Consider the following 17,509-nt stretch of genomic DNA (forward strand, 5'->3'; position numbering starts at 1 on the left):
TACAATGGAAAAGAAGCAGATTGACTGGGCAAATATCGGATTTGGCTATATGCAGACAGATATGCGATATGTCTCTAATTATAAAGACGGAAAGTGGGACGATGGCTGTCTGACAGCAGATGCAAATGTTGTGCTGAATGAGTGTGCCGGTGTGCTTCAGTATGCGCAGACAGTATTTGAAGGGCTGAAGGCTTACACGGCCGAGGACGGACGTATCGTGATGTTCCGCCCGGATTTAAATGCAAAGCGTATGGTAGATTCCGCAAAACGTTTGGAAATGCCGGCATTTCCGGAGGATCGTTTTGTAGATGCAGTGACGCAGGTAGTAAAGGCAAATGCCGCATATGTACCTCCATACGGTTCAGGCGCCACATTATATATCCGGCCGTATATGTTCGGCTCTAATCCGGTAATCGGAGTAAAACCGGCTGATGAATATCAGTTCCGTGTATTTGTCACACCGGTAGGACCGTACTTTAAAGGCGGCGCAAAACCGATCGTGATCAAGGTTTCTGATTTTGACCGTGCCGCACCGCATGGTACAGGACATATCAAGGCAGGACTTAACTATGCGATGAGCCTTCATGCCATCGTGACTGCACATGAGGAAGGATTTGCAGAGAATATGTATCTGGACGCTGCGACCAGAACGAAGGTGGAAGAGACCGGCGGGGCGAACTTTATTTTCGTCACCAAGGACGGCAAGGTGGTAACGCCGAAGTCTGACAGTATTCTTCCGTCTATCACCAGACGTTCGATTCTGTATGTTGCGAAGGAATATCTGGGACTGGAAGTAGAGGAGAGAGAGATTTCGTTCGAGGAAGTAAAAGAATTCGCAGAGTGCGGACTTTGCGGAACCGCAGCAGTGATTTCACCGGTAGGTAAGATCGTAAATCACGGTGAGGAGATCTGTTTCCCGAGTGGAATGGACGAGATGGGACCGGTAACCAAGAAATTATACGACACATTGACAGGAATCCAGATGGGACGCATCGAAGCTCCGGAAGGCTGGATCAAGGTGATAGAATAATGAATGAGAATATCGTAAAACGCAATGCGCTTCTTGCAGAGAAGATGATAAAAGCGCTGGAATCCAGAAACATGGAAGGATATTATGCTAAGACGAAGGAGGAGGCTCTCGCTAAAGCACTGGAGCTGATCCCGGAGGGAAGCTCTGTGTCCTGGGGCGGCTCTATGAGTGTGAAGGAGATTGGATTAAATCAGGCGCTTCATGAAGGAAATTATGAGGTGTATGACAGAGACGGATGCAGCACTCCGGAGGAAAAACGTCAGATGGCAGTGAAGGCATTCGACTGTGACTATTTCCTTGCCAGCGCCAATGCCATGACCGAGGACGGCATTATTGTGAACATTGACGGAAACGCCAACCGTGTGGCGGCGATTGCATTCGGACCGCGAAATGTACTTATGATCGTGGGAATGAATAAGGTCGTTCGGACCGAGGCTGACGCCATGTCAAGGGCGAAGAATATAGCGGCGCCGATCAACGCGCAGAGGTTTGGCGCGGCTCCATGTACGAAAACAGGAGAGTGTATGCTTTGTAAATCTCCGGCGTGTATCTGCTGTCAGACGATGATTACCCGGTTTAGCAGAGACAAAGGAAGAATTAAAGTGATTCTTGTAGGAGAATCGCTGGGATTCTAAATGGCCGGGTATGCCTTTGTTAAAGTACAGGGGTCGTTCTCTCAGTATGACAGAGGTATAAAGTAACAGAAATTGTGAGGACAAATAGTTTGTGATAAGGCCATACTATTTGTCCTTTTTATTTCAGATGAAAGTTCGAATTTCATATAATAGGGCTGGAGTGTCGGTGTGCTCGTCATAATATGGATTATATAGATTTTTCATGATTTTTGTATAAAAAGACAGTCTCATTATGCTGCCAGAAGTATTGACATTGTAACACGCAAAGATTATGATGGAAGAGTATTTGAGGAGAAGTGCCGGTAAAAAGTTAGGAGGCTGGCGAATGAATATAAATTATGAGAACAATATCTATATCATAGATCGAGATTTTCACCTTGTGGAGTTTGACAAGGCGGTGGCGAAGCGCTATCCGGGAATTCAGGTGGGCGATCTGTGCTACCAGGCCGTCATGAAGCGGGATACACCGTGCGCCCATTGCCCAATTGCGGATTGCTCGGACAATACTTCCGTAGTGTATTATGATTCCTTTTATGATGGGTTTGTTGAGGCCGCTTTTTGTGAGTTGACCGGGGGAAAATATTGCGTGACGCGCCATAAAGTGGGCGTGGAGAGCGAGCACATGGAGAAGCAGATTGAGCGTTCCATTGGCTTCTTTGATGCTTTCAGCCACGTGTTTGTATCCACCTATTATGTGGAATTTTCCTCGGGCACCTATTCGGTATTTAACCGCGAAAGTTTTTTTGATGAGCGATACAGCCAGGACAACCATTGGGAGCAGTTTGATGACTATATCCGTAACTTTATCCATAAGGACGATCAGGAAAAGCTTTTCCAGGCCAGCCGGATTGAGACCATGCGGGACCGGCTTCAAAAAGAAACCCGATATTCAGTGGTGGTTCGGGAGGTTACTGAAAAGGGCATGCGTTGGCTGCGCTTCGAAGTGAATCGCAGCGTTGACGGCGGCCATGCGGCGGTCAGCTTATTGGATGTTACCGAGGAGAGAGAGACGAAAATCAAGTTGGAGCAGATGGACATTGTCAAAGCGCTTAGCCGCGATTATACGGAAATCACCCAGGTTGATCTGGAGAAAAATACGTCCGTTGTCTTTAAGTCGCGCGGTGAGTTGGTTGATGATGATAACAGGAAGGTCCATCCATATGATCAGACCTGGGCATGGGTTATCGAAAAGTATGTGCTTCCAGAGGACCGGGAGGCGTTTCGGGAAAAAGTGTCTGCATCGGCGATTGAATGTGCGCTGAAAGACGTGGATGTGCTGTTGATTCCCTTTCGGGCGACACTGGAGGGTAAAGTTCATCACTATCAGGTGAAGTGTGTCACGGCGGGCAGCAACAGGAAGCATCTGATTCTGGGTATTCGAAATGCCGACGCGGAAGTCAGGGTAGAAGAAGAAAGAAGGAAGGTACTCCGGGATGCGCTGGCCGCGGCGGAGCACGCGAATAGGGCCAAGACCACCTTCCTTAATAACATGTCCCACGATATCCGCACGCCAATGAACGCCATTATTGGTTTTACTGCCCTTGCGGCGGCGCACCTTGACAACAAAAAGCAGGTGGCGGACTACCTTGGGAAGATATCCGTGTCCAGCGAACATCTGCTCTCCCTGATCAATGATGTTCTGGATATGAGCCGGATTGAGAGCGGTAAGGTCAAGATTGAGGAAAAGGAAGTGCATCTTCCGGATGTCCTCCATGATCTCAGAACCATCATTCAGGCCAACGTGCATGCTAAGCAGCTCGAACTCTACATAGATACCGTCGATGTGGTTCACGAGGACATCATCTGTGACAAGCTGCGGCTGAACCAGATTCTGCTGAATCTTATCAGCAACGCTGTGAAGTTTACAAAGCCTGGCGGTATGCTCAGCATACGCGTTATCGAAAGGAATGACGCGCCCAGCGGGTACGCCAGCTATATGTTCCGGGTGAAAGATTCCGGTGTCGGTATGAGCAGAGAGTTTCAAAAACATATTTTCGAGGCATTCACGCGGGAGCAGACTTCCACCGTCAGCGGCATTCAGGGCACCGGCCTTGGTATGGCGATTACCAAGAATATTGTGGACATGATGGGTGGGACCATTTCCGTGGAGAGCGAGATTGGCAAGGGATCAGAGTTTACTGTTTGCCTGCAATTCCGCATCAGCGATAACCCGGCGTACTGCGAGCAGATAACCAGGCTTGCCGGCCTGCACGCACTGGTCGCCGACGATGATTTCAACACCTGTGCGAGTGTCACCCGGATGCTCGGGAAGATTGGTATGCGCGCGGAATGGACCACTTCCGGAAAAGAAGCCATCCTTCGCACACAGCTTGCCATAGAGAATGACGACGAATTCAGCGCCTACATTATCGATTGGATCATGCCGGATATGAACGGGATTGAGGCCGTACGGCGTATCCGGGCGCTGATTGGCGACAGCAAGCCTATTATTATCCTGACGGCTTACGACTGGACGGAGATTGAGGAGGAGGCGAGGAAGGCAGGCGTTACAGCCTTCTGTTCAAAGCCGCTGTTCATGTCGGAACTCAGGGAGGCCCTTCTTAAGCCCATCGAGGAGGCAGAAGCGGCGGAGGCAGAGGTGGAATTACCCGACGAAATCTTCGCGGGAAAGAGGATCCTCCTGGTGGAGGACAACGAACTGAATCAGGAGATTGCGGCAACCATTTTGGAGGAACAAGGATTCTCGGTTGATCTGGCCGGGGACGGGAACGTGGCCATTGAGAAGGTGAAGACAGCGGAGGCGGGCCGGTACGACCTTATCCTCATGGATGTCCAAATGCCGTGCATGGACGGCTACGAGGCAACCCGTCGAATCAGATCCCTGGATGACAGGGAGGAGGCGAACCTTCCCATCTATGCGATGACGGCCAACGCCTTTGACGAGGACAGGGAGAAGGCGCTGGAGGCTGGTATGAACGGTCATATTGCGAAACCGATTGATATTGCAAATCTTAGGGCGGTTTTGAAAAGCGCATTAAAATGAAGAAAATTTTAGGGGGCAAAATGATGAAGGACAAAATCAAAAATTTTCTGATCGGTAGCCTGGCCAGTGTGTGTATTGTGTGCATTGTGGCTTTTGCGGTGCTGGCGGTTTATCTGAACCGTCAAAACGAACAGGCTATCGCCCAATTGGGAAACATTTATATGACCAACATAAATGACCGTATCTCCAAGCATTTCGGTGCCATCAGTGATCAATGCCTGACTCCGATGACAACATTTGCCGAGAACATTCCTCCCATGTGTGGGAGCAGCAAGGAGGAATATTTCAGATGGATGACCTATTACGGGAAGAGCCGGAATTATGAGTCCGTAAGCTGGTGCGACGACGAGGGCAACATTGAGACGATTTATGGAGAACCGCTTCAGTACTCCGGGCCTCCAGTATTTCTGAAAGCGTTGGAGAACGGGGAGAGCAGGGTTGCGGTTGGATACAACGGCGCCGGGGAACAGGTGGTTTTGATGTGTGCGCCGGTTCACCTCGATATTCCTGGCATGGAGGACTGCGTCGCCATGGTGGGAGAGCTGCCTATCAGCTATTTGTCTGATATCCTATCCCTGGAAGAGGAGAAATCCCTCGTCTATTCCCTTGTTATCCGCAAGGACGGCACCTTTGTGGTCCGCAATTCCGCTGCAGTGCGAGACAACTATTTTGACCGTGTCCGCGCCGTATACAAGGAAACGAACGGCCAGACCCCAGAGGAATATATTACCGAGCTTGAAGAAGCCATGCAAGCAGGCAGAGATTATTCCACTATGGTTGAGGTCGATGGGGTGCGGCAACATATGTATGCGTCCAGCCTGCCTAACAGTGTGTGGTATCTGGTGACATTTATGCCCTATGGGGCGCTGAACGAATCGGTGGAAGGTCTGGGAACGCGCGCCATTGGGGCCTCCGCGGCAGTCTGCACGGTCATACTGCTGTCCCTGATCGTTGTGTTTCTTCGGTATTTTATCCTGAACCGGGCGCAAATGAAGGAATTGGAGGAGGCTAAGCGTCTGGCGGAAGAGGCCAGACAGGAGGCTGAAATTGCCAGCAAGTCCAAGGGAGAATTCCTCTCCAACATGAGCCACGACATTCGCACGCCAATGAACGCCATTGTAGGTATGACGGCCATTGCCACAGCGCACATGGATGACCCGCAGCAGGTGCAGAATTGCCTGAAGAAGATTACCATGTCCAGCCGGCACCTGCTGGGGCTGATCAATGACGTGCTGGATATGTCCAAAATCGAGAGTGGCAAGATGACGCTCAGCGAAGAGCTTGTATCCCTGCGGGAGATCATGGAGAGCATCGTGAGCATCGTACAGCCACAGGTAAAGGCAAAGCATCAGAAGTTTAACATCTCCATCTTTAACATCCTTTCGGAGAATGTGCATTGCGACAGCGTACGCCTCAATCAGATGCTGCTGAACCTGCTTTCCAACGCCATCAAGTTTACGCCGGAGAATGGCTCGATCGATGTATCCCTCCACGAGGAGGTATCGCCCAAGGGAGATGAGTATGTCCGTATCCGCATCCACGTGAAGGATAGCGGCATCGGAATGTCTGAGGAATTCCAGCAGCACATCTTTGAATCCTTTGCCCGGGAGGACAACAAGCGCATCCACCGCACCGAGGGTACCGGTCTGGGCATGGCTATCACCAAATACATCGTGGACGCTATGAAAGGCGAGATTACGGTGAAAAGTCAGCAGGGCGTGGGTACAGAGTTCCAGGTGGTTTTGGATCTGATGCGCGCGGAAGAGCGGGTGGAGGACATGATTCTGCCCGACTGGGTTATGCTGGTGGTGGATGACGACCGTCAGCTGTGCGAGAGCACCGTCGATTCTCTGCGCTCCATCGGCGTCCGGGCGGAGTGGGTGCTGGACGGTGAGGATGCTGTAAAGATGGCAACCCGGCACCATAGGGAACACAAGGATTATCACGTCATACTGTTGGATTGGAAGCTGCCGGACATGGACGGCATTCAGACCGCACGGGAGCTGCGCAGGCAGTTGGGCGACGATGTGCCTATCCTGCTGATGTCTGCTTACGACTGGAGTGAAATCGAGGAGGAGGCCCGGGATGCGGGAATCAGCGGCTTCCTGATGAAACCGTTGTTCCGCTCCACGCTGTTTTATGGTTTGAAACCCTATGTGGATGACGAGGAGGTCCAACCCGTTGAAGAGGAAAATACGCTTCAATTTTCTAACAGGCGCGTCCTGGTTGCAGAGGACAACGAACTGAATTGGGAGGTTGCTTATGAGCTGCTTCGCGATCTTGGCCTTGAGCTGGAGTGGGCGGAGAACGGCAAGGTCTGCGCAGAGATGTTCCAAGAGTCCAAGCCCGGATACTACGATGCTATCCTGATGGATATCCGAATGCCCATTATGGATGGTTATGAGGCGACCGACACAATCCGCGCCATGAACCGGCCGGATGCTGTGCTTCCCATCATCGCCATGACAGCGGACGCGTATTCCGACGATATTCAGAGGTGTTTAAGCCATGGTATGAACGCACATGTGGCAAAGCCTATCAACATCGATGAGGTTGCCCGTGTTCTTAAAAAGTACCTGAACGATTGATCGCTGTTTGATTTCCAGATACTAAAAATGCTCAGTGGACGTTTTTAGCGCTTGTATGACAGCCGAGATGAAGGTCTGCTGGACCTTCACTTAGGCATGTTTAGCAATGCAGACGGGCACGGTAGAACTGAAAAGTCCTCCCGTGCCTGTTCTTTTTTGCCATGCATACCTGAGTGAACGTCCACCGGACGTTCATCTCGGTTCATAGGAAAATGCAGGAGCCCATTCTATTTTATTTCTGTATATACTTGACAAATTTGGTCTATTGATATAGACTTACAATAAAGAGAAGGTCTATTCCAATAGACCAAAACGTAATGAATATAAGATGAACAGAAATTCTGCGTAAAAAGCAAGGAGTAAAGAAGTCCAGAATCCAGTTATTAAGAGGATTATCTGTTTTTGGAACTATATTTAGGAAGGGAGTGGGCCAAATATGGAAGAATTGAAACTATGTGACAGCGAATATCGTTTCATGTTGCTGGTGTGGGAGGCTTCCCCCGTAAAGAGCGGCGAGCTGGTCAGGACTGCAAGGGAAAGGCTGGGCTGGAAGAAGTCCACGACCTATACGGTGATTAAAAAGCTGGCTGAGAGAGGTTTCTTGAAAAATGAGGACACCGTGGTGACGGCACTTGTTCAGAAGGAGATCTGTCAGGCCGTGGAATCGGATTATTTTGTGGAACGGACATTTGAAGGATCACTCCCCAAATTTATCGCGGCATTTTTGGGTGGCCGGACCATTTCGGAAAAAGAGGCGGAGGAAATCAAGAGGCTGATCGACTCGCATAAGGAGGGGTGATTATGAGAGAAATCTGTGCACTTTTCAGGTTGGTGTGTAACATGTCCCTGACGGCGGGGGTTGTCATTCTCATGGTCCTTTTGGCCAGGCAGTTACTGAAAAAGGTTCCCAGGAAATTTTCTTACTGCCTGTGGCTGGTCGTGGCATTTCGGCTTTTATGTCCTTATTCTGTTCCCAGCGGGATCAGTATGTTCAATCTGGAATTTTTCCGGGACATGGCATCTGCCGGGAATCAGGTGATCTGGAATCTGTCCGAGGTGCTTAATGGAACCCCTTGGGGGCAGACTGCGGTTCAGACAGGCGATGAGGCGGGGGCACAGGCAGAAACATTTTTCGCCGAGCAGAATGCAGACGGTTTTAAAGGTGAGGGGAACAGGACCGGGCAGACGGGAGAGAATCCGGTGACTCCGGCGGATCCGGCAGAACGGGAAGGAATGACGAACGCATTATCCGCGGGAGATGGAAGCGGAAAAGCCGGTACGGCATATGAGAATGGAAGTGCAGGCGGATCGCATTTGGCAGGGAACGGTATATTTGGCCTCTCCGGTGAAAATATAACCCTCATGGAAGTGCTTACGGTCATCTGGCTTGCTGGGATTGTGGTATTTTTATCCTATCAGCTGGCGGCATACTTAAGGCTGAAAAAGCATGTGGAAACAGCAGTTCGCTCCGGGCAGAATATCTATGAGAGCGACACCATACATACGCCCTTTGTCATGGGATTTTTCTCGCCGAGAATCTATCTCCCGTTTCGCCTGACGGAACAGGAAAGGACGTATATTCTGCTTCATGAGCAGTACCATATCCGGCGAAAGGATCATCAGATCAAGGTATTATCCGTGCTGCTTCTTGCGGTGTACTGGTTCCAGCCGTTGGTCTGGATTGCTTATCATGCTATGTGTAAGGACATGGAAATGAGTTGTGACGAGATGGTCATTGCAAAGCTAGGAAGCAAAGTCAAGGAGGATTACAGCCGTTCGCTGCTGGGATTTGCGGTGAAGGGGAGAAACTTTGCGGCAGCTCCTCTGGCGTTCGGAGAAGTTCCGGTCAAGACGCGCATCAAGAATATTCTGCGATTTCAAAGTCCGAAGAGAGCGGCGATGCTGTTTGGCCTTGTGGTCTGCATACTCGTAGCGGTGATCGGCGTTGGAAATGGAAGAAATAGAAATGGGATCCGTTTTGCGGGGCGGCGCAGCATTTCCGCTGGGGATAGGCTGAATTTTGACCAGGCAGTTTCCTATGAATATGAGCTGCCCAAAAATGTGCAGAGCCTGCTTCTATATAAGGAGAGTTACCGGAACGGCGTTCTGGAGGACTATACGCAGGTCGCGCTGCATGAGATTGAAGATGGGCAGAGGAAAGGAACATTTACCATAGAACGGGAATTATTTCAAACGAAAGTGGGAGAGGCTGACGCCATATTTTCTCTGCAATTTCCGGGGCGGGAAGAAAGCGTGGTGGATTACAGCTCTCTACAGCCGTCGGGATTTGCCGGAGTGGCGGAGACCTACTATATGGAAAATAACGATGACTGGACAAAGATCGAGCCGGGAACGGACATTGTAATCGCTGCCTGGAATCTGGGGCTTAGGGAAACGGACGGAGTAGAAGGTATTTCCTGTACTCATTTTATGGATCAGAATCTAAAGTGGGACGCGTTGGGAAGAAATGACGGTGAGATTCTGTATCACCTGGTATTTTCAGAAAAAAGCGCACAGGAATTGGAAGAAGAATATGCCGTCTCCCCTTATGTCAAAGAGCTGTATACGCTAAAGAATCCTTATATTGGTGACGCAGTCGCTGACGGGAAGCTGGTACATGCATTGGGGATCGCTCAGGATCTGGCGCGGACGATGGAACTGGAGACGACGGAGGAGCCCTATGCCCTGGTTCTTCATTTTGAGGATTCTCCGGAAAACGAAGCGGAATTTTATCAGGAGATGGTATGGAAGGCGACTGCACTTTTGGTTTTGATCGACAACGCAGGGAGGGTGGAGTGGAACTACCCGGCAGAAGAGGGAGGCGTAGAGGTCACACGCCATTTCAGTTGGAGCAAAGAGCAGGCAAAACAGGCTCTGGGAGCAGGCAATTTACAGGAATTTGCAGGAGATGAAAGGGCGTTGCAGAACTTCTTTGTCAAGGTGGTTTATGAGCAGCTGGCGTATGAGAAGCTTCCTGAAACAGAACAGGGTTTTCTGGCGCCCAACGGAAAAACGTACCGAAATCGCCAGATTATGACCGGAAGGCACCCGAACGCCGCTGCCAGCAGCACATATCTGGTGTATTATGATGATCCTGAGATCACATTTCAGGATATCACGGACTATTTTTTTTCCAGCGATAGTGCGAAAGCATTTCGGGAAGATATGTATGTGACGTGGCCGACAGAAGAGGGGGAGATGGAATAATGGAACAAGTCAGAAAACAGTATGTATTTACCGGTCGGGTTCAGGGAGTCGGTTTCCGCTACACCGCCCAGTATCTGGCTCAGCATCTTGGAATCACGGGTTGGGTGAAGAATGAATGGGACGGCTCAGTGGTCATGGAGGCCCAGGGGACCCAGGAAATGCTTGAAGAGCTGGTGCGAAAGCTTCAGATGCGGAATTTCAGCAGGGTCGACTATGTGGCGGAGCTTACGATCCCGACGGTGAGCGAGTATGGGTTTCACGTGAGGTAGGACTGGCAGTTGAAAGGGGCACTTCCTATCGTCAGAATATAAATTATGGTTAATAAAATTGAATAAAAGTTAACTACGCAGCGAATTGTAAAATCCTTCTTAGCTTGGTATGATAAAGACAGAAAAGACGTCTTTATCAAAATGGTGCAGAATAAAAGAAAGAGCACCAAAACATACCAGGATAAGGAGGATTTTTTATGGAAATCGGGAAAGTGATACACAAATACAGACAGGAAAAAGGGTATACGCAGGAGCAGCTTGCCAAAATGCTGGGGATATCCGCGCCTGCGGTGAATAAATGGGAGAACAATAATTCTTACCCGGATATCACGCTACTTGCGCCGCTTGCAAGAGCGCTGGATATTACGGTGGATACCTTGCTGTCATTCAGGAAGGAACTGACGGAGCAGGAAGTGCAGGTCATGGTGCAAAGGCTGAGCAAACAGATGGGAGCAGGCGAGTTCGAACAGGCATTTTCCCAGGCGAACAGATGGATGGAGGAATATCCGGGGAGCGAGCTGTTAGCGTTGAATCTTGCTGCGGCATTTAAGGGAGGAATCCTGATGTATCAGGTAGAAGAAACGGGGGAGTACCGGAAATGTGTCCGGGCATGGCTTGAACTGGCGGTAAAAAGCCCCGACCAGCGGGTGCGTGAGGCGGCGATTCCATTTCTGGTGGCAGACTATGAGAGTGAAGAGGAAAGCGAAAAGGCGCAGGAACTGCTTGACAGCGTGCCGGAGCATTCCTTTAATAAGAATTTGATGCAGGCCACGCACTACCGGAAGCAGGGGGAAATCCAGAAGGCTTATGTGTGCCTGGAGAAGTATATGCAGTATTTGTGCAATAATTTAGAAGGAGCGTTGCAGCAGTTAGCGGCCTGTGCTTGCAAGGAAGGGGATTATGGGGCGGCGAAGCAGTATGCCGCAGCATATCGGGAAATGACAAAAGCACTGGAGCGTTCACCGTATAATTATTACGTGCTGGATTTCCTTGTGGCTTCCGAGATGAAGGATAAGGAGATGGGGCTTGCCGCTCTTGCGGAGATGATAGGGGGCATAGAAAAGCCGAGAAATATGAGGGAGGAATTGTTTTGCCGGCATTTGGAATTATCGGAGGGGGCAGGACAGTTTAATGAGCAGATGAAATGCATGCTCAGGAAAAGCTTTATGGAAGCGGAGGAATGTGCATTTCTTCGGGAGGACGAGAGGTTCGTGGAGTTGATGGAGAGATTGAAATAAGGAGTGATGTGGGAGAGGCCTACCGAGATGAACGTCCACTGGACGTTCACTTAGGTATGCTTGGCAACCGAGATGAACATTCGCTGGACTTTCGCTCAGGTATGCTTGGCAACCGAAATGAACATTCGCTGGACTTTCGCTCAGGTATGCATGGCAATATCAAAAAATTTCGCTTGCAATTTGCAGCAGGCGGAATTTTTTACAGGTAAGTGTAGGAAATTTTATAGTTATATAGTAGAATAAAGAGAAATAGCAAGCTGGAAATGGAAAGGAGCAAAAAACAATGAGTAAGTACGACCCGTTATGGGAATATGTGCAGAAAGATGGAAGTAAATCTTTCAAGCTGACATTTGAAGAAATAAAGAATATTGCAGGAATACCGATAGATCATTCTTTTTTGAAGTATAAAAAGGAATTGACAGAATATGGCTATCAGGTAGGGAAAATATCTATGAAAGAACAGACTGTCATTTTTAATAAAATTGATCAGTAAAAGCAGATAGAACGTAAAACGTCCATGACCTTCTCTTAATGCTCTCTTGCTTGGCACCAAAGATCAGAGTATGGAATCTGGCTATTTTGGGAAAATAATAGCAGTAAGATTTTAGCAAAGGCATAGAGGAAGGAAAGAGCGTGACATGGAAGAGCATATGACAGAAGAATATGACGTTGTGATTGTAGGAGCAGGGCTGGCAGGTCTGTCCTGTGCGTACCGCCTGTCGGCAAAGGGGAAGAAAGTTCTGGTGCTGGAGCAGCATACGTATGCCGGTGGGCGGACTTCTTCCTTTGTTGACAGGAAAGAGGAGACTGGGGACGTAGATACCAGAGAAGGAAGAGCAGAGGAGGGAATGCTGGTCGAATCCGGTCTTCATCGTTATATAGGCTATTATTCTGCACTTCCGGCACTTCTAAGAAAGTGTGGCGTGAGGCTTAGGGATATGGTCACGTGGGAGGAAACAGCAGAGATTCTGGTCGCTAAGCAGATCCGGGAGAAGGGGCGGTATGAAGGAAAAAAGGTGGTGCTCGGTCTGGCACCGGTTTTCGGACCATGGAAAACATTGCGTGGAGTATTGGGGAACCAAGATGCGCTGGGAGTGCGGGATAAACTGTCTCTGGTTCCATTTTTCCTGAGTGGTTTTTCCGGTTATGTGTGTTCAAAAAAGCTGGATCGCTATACGGTCGCGGAGTATGCTGACCGCCATCACGTGACGAAAAGGGCGCAGCGGCTGATTCTGGAGCCCCTTAGTACCGGTATTTTTTTCCTGCCGCCAGAGCAGTATTCTGCTTATGTGTTTTTCGGACTTTTTGCTCCGGCAATTCCGAAATTCTATAAAATGCGGATTGGGGCGTATCTGGGCGGAATGACGAAGGTTATGTGTGATCCGATCGTGCGGAAGGTAGAAGAACTGGGAGGAGAGTTCCGGTTTGGAGAGACTATAGAACGTGTTTTAGTGGAACAGGGGAGAGTGACTGGGGTAGTCTCGAAAAGCGGTCAAAAATATCGTGCAGGGAATACGGTGGTCGCTGCGACTCTTCCGGCGGCAAAAGAGATACTGGAACCACTTAAGGAATACGGGGAGCTCCGGGATTTTTTTCGCCTTCCGTGCATGTCCTCGGTTACCGTGCAGATGGAACTGGATATGCCTGTATCGTGCAAGGATATCACGACTTTTGGCCCCGGAACGGATATGGCAAGTTTTGCGGAGCAGTCACGCAGCACTTTCCGGGGGAAGGCTGGAAGGCTGTCGGTGATTTTAGGGAATCCGGAGAACTATGTGGATAAAAGTGCAGAGGAATTGCTGGATGTTGTGGTCGGGCAAATGGAACTGCTGGGCGTGCATCTAAAAGGGCATGTTTTAGATGCAAGAAAGGTGGCGGAGAAGAATGATTTTTACTCTCTTGCTAAAGGGAATCAGCATTTAAGACCGAAGCAGGATACGGGAATTCCCGGACTTGTTCTGGCGGGGGATTATACGCTTACCTCCTCATTTGCAACGATGGAAGGGGCGGTAAAATCGGGGAAGAAGGCGGCGAAGGTCTGCCTGAAAAGAGAGAAAGCATGTTTATAAAAAATTTATTTCCGTGAGCAATGAGCCAAGGATTTGACTTGCTTTTGTGAGAAAGACATGATAGTATGCTTATATTACAGATGATGACTGCTATATAGAGTTACTATCAATTTTCTTGGTTGCCAGGATATTTACTCGACAGTCTGTTGTGTTTTTAGCTTGGCTCTGGTGTTCATAATATGTAATCTGAAAGAGTTCCTCTCGGTTCGAGAAGATTTCAGAAGTGTAAGATATATAAATTGAGTGTATGAAAGCAATTTTAATTTGGTTAAATTCATTGTCTGAAATATTAGATTTTGATATAGTATAAACAGATAGTTTCTCTATATAGCTTATAGAAAGGGAGGCTATATGGATAAAAGAAGCAAATTGCAAAATGAGTATGAATCGGATTCCGCTATTCAGCACGAAGATGCGGCGCTGAAAACTGCGATGCAGTTTTTTGCACAGGAACTGCTTCCTTATTTCGGGATTAAAGAGAAGGTGGTTTCTTTTGCTCCTACGGAACAGGTGCATTTGGATTTACAAAAATTGTTTCAGGATTTTAATCTGGTGATGGAAGATGGTTCCTGGAAGCATTTCGAATTTCAGAGCACCAATGAAGGACGCAAGGGGCTTAAACGTTTTCGGGCGTATGAGGCAATCAGTAGTTATCAGAATCAAGTACCTGTTACAACATATGTACTTTTTTCGGGAAAGATACGAAAGCCTATGACGTATTTTACAGAGGGGATTAATACGTATCGGATTGTACCAATTATCATGCGTGACCTGAATGCGGATCAATTGTTTGAAGAGTTGAATGCAAAAGTGGAATGTGATGAGAAACTCACAAAACAGGATTTGGTTCCGCTGACCTTGTGCATGCTTATGAGCGGAGCTATGGAGCTCAAGGAGCGGATTATAACGGCCTACGAGATTACACGGAAGGCGACAATGGTAGATTCCATAGATGTAGGAAAAATTGAGGCGGTATTGTATATTATGGCGGATAAGTTTTTAGATGCAATGGATATGGAAGAAATTGTGGAGGAGATCAGTATGACGAGATTGGGACAAAAATTGGTGGATAGAGGACGGGAAGAAGAAAAAATTGAGATTGCAAAGAATTTGTTGGGAATTTTAGATGAGTATACGATTGCAGAGCGTACAGGGCTGTCTTTGGAACGGGTACGCGAACTGAAGAAGGAAGCCGGTCCTGTGGCTGTATAGAGACCTATTTGGGCTAAGCCGGGGTAGAACAGGAGAAACCAAATAATGGAGACGTTAGAAATAAAACTTACAAAATATGAACAGCGCGACAGAGACAAGATTACAAAATGGATTGCAGAGTTTTATGGTTTTCACGCGTCCTTGATTAGTGGGAAAAGTGTGTTAAGCGAAGGCGCATATGAGGAAGCAAAAGAGATATTGGAAGACTGGTTAGCGCCAAATCATGAGCTTTACATTATCAACAAGGGGCAGGAAAAGGCAGGGTTTCTGCATTTGGATTACCGCGGTGACATTGTGGCATGGATTGAAGATCTCTTTGTTGATACAAAGTTTAGAGGGCAGAAAATTGCGACGACAGCGATTCGCATGGCAGAGGAAATCATAAAATCAAAGAGTGGATATACAGCAGTTTGCATGGATGTGGCGCCAAGGAATAAGGCGGCGGTTAAGCTTTATCACAAATTAGGATACGATAGCTTGAGTCTGGTGACAGTCCGCAAAGAATTTTATGAAAATAAGCGTGATCGGGTTGAGGAAATTCTGGGTTTAGATTTTAAAATTTAAATAATTTTCCCTATTGACTTTGACGTTACGTAAAGTAGTATGCTGAATCTACCGAAGGAGGTACGTCATATGGAATATAGCATCAGAGAATTATCAGAACTGGCAGGCGTGAGCGCGCGCACGCTGCGCTACTATGATGAAATCGGTCTTTTGAAGCCGTTATATGTTACGGAGGCCGGCTATCGGTTCTATGGAGAGAATGAGCTGGCGATTTTGCAGCAGATTTTGTTTTACCGGGAAAGAAAATTTGATCTGCAAAGGATACGGAAGATTCTCTACGAGGACGATTTTGATCTTATGAGTGCCATGGAAGAACACCTTCGGGAGCTGGAAGAACAGAGAGAACATGTGGACTTACTGATTCGGACAGTGAAGCAGACGATTTTGTCGATGAAGGGAGAATATCATATGAATGATCAGGAAAAATTCGAGGCGTTTAAGAAACATATGGTGCGTGAAAACGAAGCAAAATATGGGAAAGAAATCCGTGAAAAATATGGCGATGATACGGTCGCGGATTCAAACAGGAAGCTCTTAAATATGTCGCAGAAAGATTGGGAGAGGTTCAAGGAACTGGAAACAGAGATTTTGGCGGGACTGCGGGAATGTGTTCAAAATGAGCTAAGCCCGGGGAGCGAGGAAGCAAAAAAGCTGGTGTCTCTTCACAAGGAATGGCTGCGTATGACCTGGAAGCAGTATTCTGTGGAGGCGCACAAAGGAATTGCGAAAATGTATGTTTCCGATGAGAGGTTCAGAGCGTATTATGACAGCGAGGTGCCGGGGTGTGCTGCATTTTTAGAGCAGGCAGTGGCCCGGTGGGCGGACAGACTATAAGAGAAGCTGGTTATATGTGATAGAGAATTCCCCTTGCCGTACTTAACGGGAGGGGAATTCTCTATTTATATTCTCTTTTTATCAAACAATAAGACAGATAAAATAAGATTAATTATGGTAAGAAATGCGCTGGTTCCGAGCGCACCAAGAAACGCCTCTATCGTTTCCGTCTTGTACAAAATGGGAAGCGAGCTTAAGAGTTTTGCAGGCAGGTAGTCCTGTATTCTCGGCAGCAGGCTCAGGAGATATAGTGCTATGAAGATCCCGCCCGTAGACGTGATGACGGCAGAGCCGCTCTCAAAAAGCGTGGACATCAGCATGAGCAGGGAAATCAGCCAGATTCCCAGTACATAAGGGCAAAGCGCAGCAAACGCAGGGTGGGAGGCGATATGGTTATCCCAGAAAAAGGCGTTGTACGCGTAGGTGATCCCGTAACAGAGCCAGTAGCCGCAGGTCCAGGCGAGGAGCAGAAGGAGAGTCTTGGAGACAATCACATTTATGCGAGGCAGTCCTTTAGTGAGAAGGGGAATCAACGTCCCCTTCTGGTATTCAGAAGTCAGAATGTTGCTAAAAAGCAGCAGGAAAATGATGAGTGCCATGGGAACGTTCTTGTAGAACTGTGTCCAGGAAGTGAGAGCATCTACGGTCATATCGGTCATGATGATTCCGGCCTCGGCAAAGCTGTCTGCAAAGGTGGATACCAGCCAGGGAGTCAGTTTGGCGATAGCGGGATTCATGATTCCGAACAGGGTGAAGATGAGAAACAGAATCAGGAGTTTCCCCGTGCGCTTCAGTTCTATGAGTTCTTTGTGAAAAAATGCAGTTGTCGTTTTCATTTTTAAATACTCCTGTTTTGAAA

Annotated in this window: 14 protein-coding genes; 13 read left to right on the forward strand and 1 reads right to left on the reverse strand. The window is 48.3% G+C overall.

The genetic code is table 11. The features are described from left to right. Positions 1-4 precede the first annotated feature (4 nt). From ABXS75_08660 to ABXS75_08720, 13 genes are all read left to right on the forward strand, one after another. Entirely contained in the window at positions 5-1,030 is a 1,026-nt protein-coding gene (locus ABXS75_08660; protein ID XCP86846.1) for a branched-chain amino acid aminotransferase, read from the forward strand. Next, positions 1,030-1,665 (forward strand): lactate utilization protein, encoded by a 636-nt coding sequence (locus tag ABXS75_08665; GenBank protein XCP86847.1) that lies wholly within the window; start codon positions 1,030-1,032, stop codon positions 1,663-1,665. Before ABXS75_08660 ends, ABXS75_08665 begins: the two co-directional genes overlap by 1 nt. A gap of 325 nt (positions 1,666-1,990) precedes the next feature. After that, positions 1,991-4,669, forward strand: a complete 2,679-nt coding sequence (locus tag ABXS75_08670; GenBank protein ID XCP86848.1) for a response regulator — start codon at positions 1,991-1,993, stop codon at positions 4,667-4,669. A gap of 20 nt (positions 4,670-4,689) precedes the next feature. Beyond that, complete coding sequence (locus ABXS75_08675) at positions 4,690-7,257, forward strand: response regulator (GenBank protein XCP86849.1); 2,568 nt, start codon at positions 4,690-4,692, stop codon at positions 7,255-7,257. Positions 7,258-7,693: 436 nt separating this feature from the next. Continuing rightward, a complete protein-coding gene (locus ABXS75_08680; GenBank protein ID XCP86850.1) occupies positions 7,694-8,056 on the forward strand; it encodes a BlaI/MecI/CopY family transcriptional regulator in 363 nt (120 codons plus the stop codon). Positions 8,057-8,058: 2 nt separating this feature from the next. After that, entirely contained in the window at positions 8,059-10,464 is a 2,406-nt protein-coding gene (locus ABXS75_08685; protein ID XCP86851.1) for a M56 family metallopeptidase, read from the forward strand. Beyond that, the gene (locus ABXS75_08690; GenBank protein ID XCP86852.1) at positions 10,464-10,733 is read left to right on the forward strand and encodes an acylphosphatase; all 270 of its coding nucleotides are present in this window, start codon (positions 10,464-10,466) and stop codon (positions 10,731-10,733) included. Before ABXS75_08685 ends, ABXS75_08690 begins: the two co-directional genes overlap by 1 nt. A gap of 197 nt (positions 10,734-10,930) precedes the next feature. Further along, positions 10,931-11,971 carry a helix-turn-helix domain-containing protein gene (locus ABXS75_08695; protein ID XCP86853.1) on the forward strand — a complete coding sequence of 347 codons (1,041 nt, stop codon included), beginning with the start codon at positions 10,931-10,933 and terminating at the stop codon, positions 11,969-11,971. 283 nt (positions 11,972-12,254) lie between these two features. Continuing rightward, positions 12,255-12,464, forward strand: a complete 210-nt coding sequence (locus ABXS75_08700; protein ID XCP86854.1) for a hypothetical protein — start codon at positions 12,255-12,257, stop codon at positions 12,462-12,464. 145 nt (positions 12,465-12,609) lie between these two features. After that, the gene (locus ABXS75_08705; GenBank protein ID XCP86855.1) at positions 12,610-14,040 is read left to right on the forward strand and encodes an FAD-dependent oxidoreductase; all 1,431 of its coding nucleotides are present in this window, start codon (positions 12,610-12,612) and stop codon (positions 14,038-14,040) included. A gap of 351 nt (positions 14,041-14,391) precedes the next feature. Next, a complete protein-coding gene (locus tag ABXS75_08710; protein XCP86856.1) occupies positions 14,392-15,252 on the forward strand; it encodes a hypothetical protein in 861 nt (286 codons plus the stop codon). A 45-nt stretch (positions 15,253-15,297) separates the two neighbouring features. Further along, entirely contained in the window at positions 15,298-15,816 is a 519-nt protein-coding gene (locus tag ABXS75_08715; protein XCP86857.1) for a GNAT family N-acetyltransferase, read from the forward strand. Positions 15,817-15,885: 69 nt separating this feature from the next. After that, positions 15,886-16,650, forward strand: a complete 765-nt coding sequence (locus ABXS75_08720) for a MerR family transcriptional regulator (GenBank protein XCP86858.1) — start codon at positions 15,886-15,888, stop codon at positions 16,648-16,650. 65 nt (positions 16,651-16,715) lie between these two features. Here the strand turns inward: ABXS75_08720 and ABXS75_08725 are convergent, their stop codons facing one another. Further along, complete coding sequence (locus ABXS75_08725; protein XCP86859.1) at positions 16,716-17,486, reverse strand: ABC transporter permease subunit; 771 nt, start codon at positions 17,484-17,486, stop codon at positions 16,716-16,718. Positions 17,487-17,509: the final 23 nt, after the last annotated feature.

The organism is Roseburia hominis (genome assembly GCA_040702975.1).
In the GTDB taxonomy this organism is placed as follows: Bacteria; Bacillota; Clostridia; order Lachnospirales; family Lachnospiraceae; genus Allocoprococcus; species Allocoprococcus hominis_A.

Coding starts and splice junctions, on each gene's coding strand:
- ABXS75_08725 (XCP86859.1), bottom strand. CDS start 17,486: ATGAAAACGACAACTGCATTTTTTCACAAAGAACTCATAGAACTGAAG.
- ABXS75_08695 (XCP86853.1), top strand. CDS start 10,931: ATGGAAATCGGGAAAGTGATACACAAATACAGACAGGAAAAAGGGTAT.
- ABXS75_08705 (XCP86855.1), top strand. CDS start 12,610: ATGGAAGAGCATATGACAGAAGAATATGACGTTGTGATTGTAGGAGCA.
- ABXS75_08690 (XCP86852.1), top strand. CDS start 10,464: ATGGAACAAGTCAGAAAACAGTATGTATTTACCGGTCGGGTTCAGGGA.
- ABXS75_08670 (XCP86848.1), top strand. CDS start 1,991: ATGAATATAAATTATGAGAACAATATCTATATCATAGATCGAGATTTT.
- ABXS75_08665 (XCP86847.1), top strand. CDS start 1,030: ATGAATGAGAATATCGTAAAACGCAATGCGCTTCTTGCAGAGAAGATG.
- ABXS75_08675 (XCP86849.1), top strand. CDS start 4,690: ATGATGAAGGACAAAATCAAAAATTTTCTGATCGGTAGCCTGGCCAGT.
- ABXS75_08680 (XCP86850.1), top strand. CDS start 7,694: ATGGAAGAATTGAAACTATGTGACAGCGAATATCGTTTCATGTTGCTG.
- ABXS75_08720 (XCP86858.1), top strand. CDS start 15,886: ATGGAATATAGCATCAGAGAATTATCAGAACTGGCAGGCGTGAGCGCG.
- ABXS75_08660 (XCP86846.1), top strand. CDS start 5: ATGGAAAAGAAGCAGATTGACTGGGCAAATATCGGATTTGGCTATATG.
- ABXS75_08710 (XCP86856.1), top strand. CDS start 14,392: ATGGATAAAAGAAGCAAATTGCAAAATGAGTATGAATCGGATTCCGCT.
- ABXS75_08715 (XCP86857.1), top strand. CDS start 15,298: ATGGAGACGTTAGAAATAAAACTTACAAAATATGAACAGCGCGACAGA.
- ABXS75_08700 (XCP86854.1), top strand. CDS start 12,255: ATGAGTAAGTACGACCCGTTATGGGAATATGTGCAGAAAGATGGAAGT.
- ABXS75_08685 (XCP86851.1), top strand. CDS start 8,059: ATGAGAGAAATCTGTGCACTTTTCAGGTTGGTGTGTAACATGTCCCTG.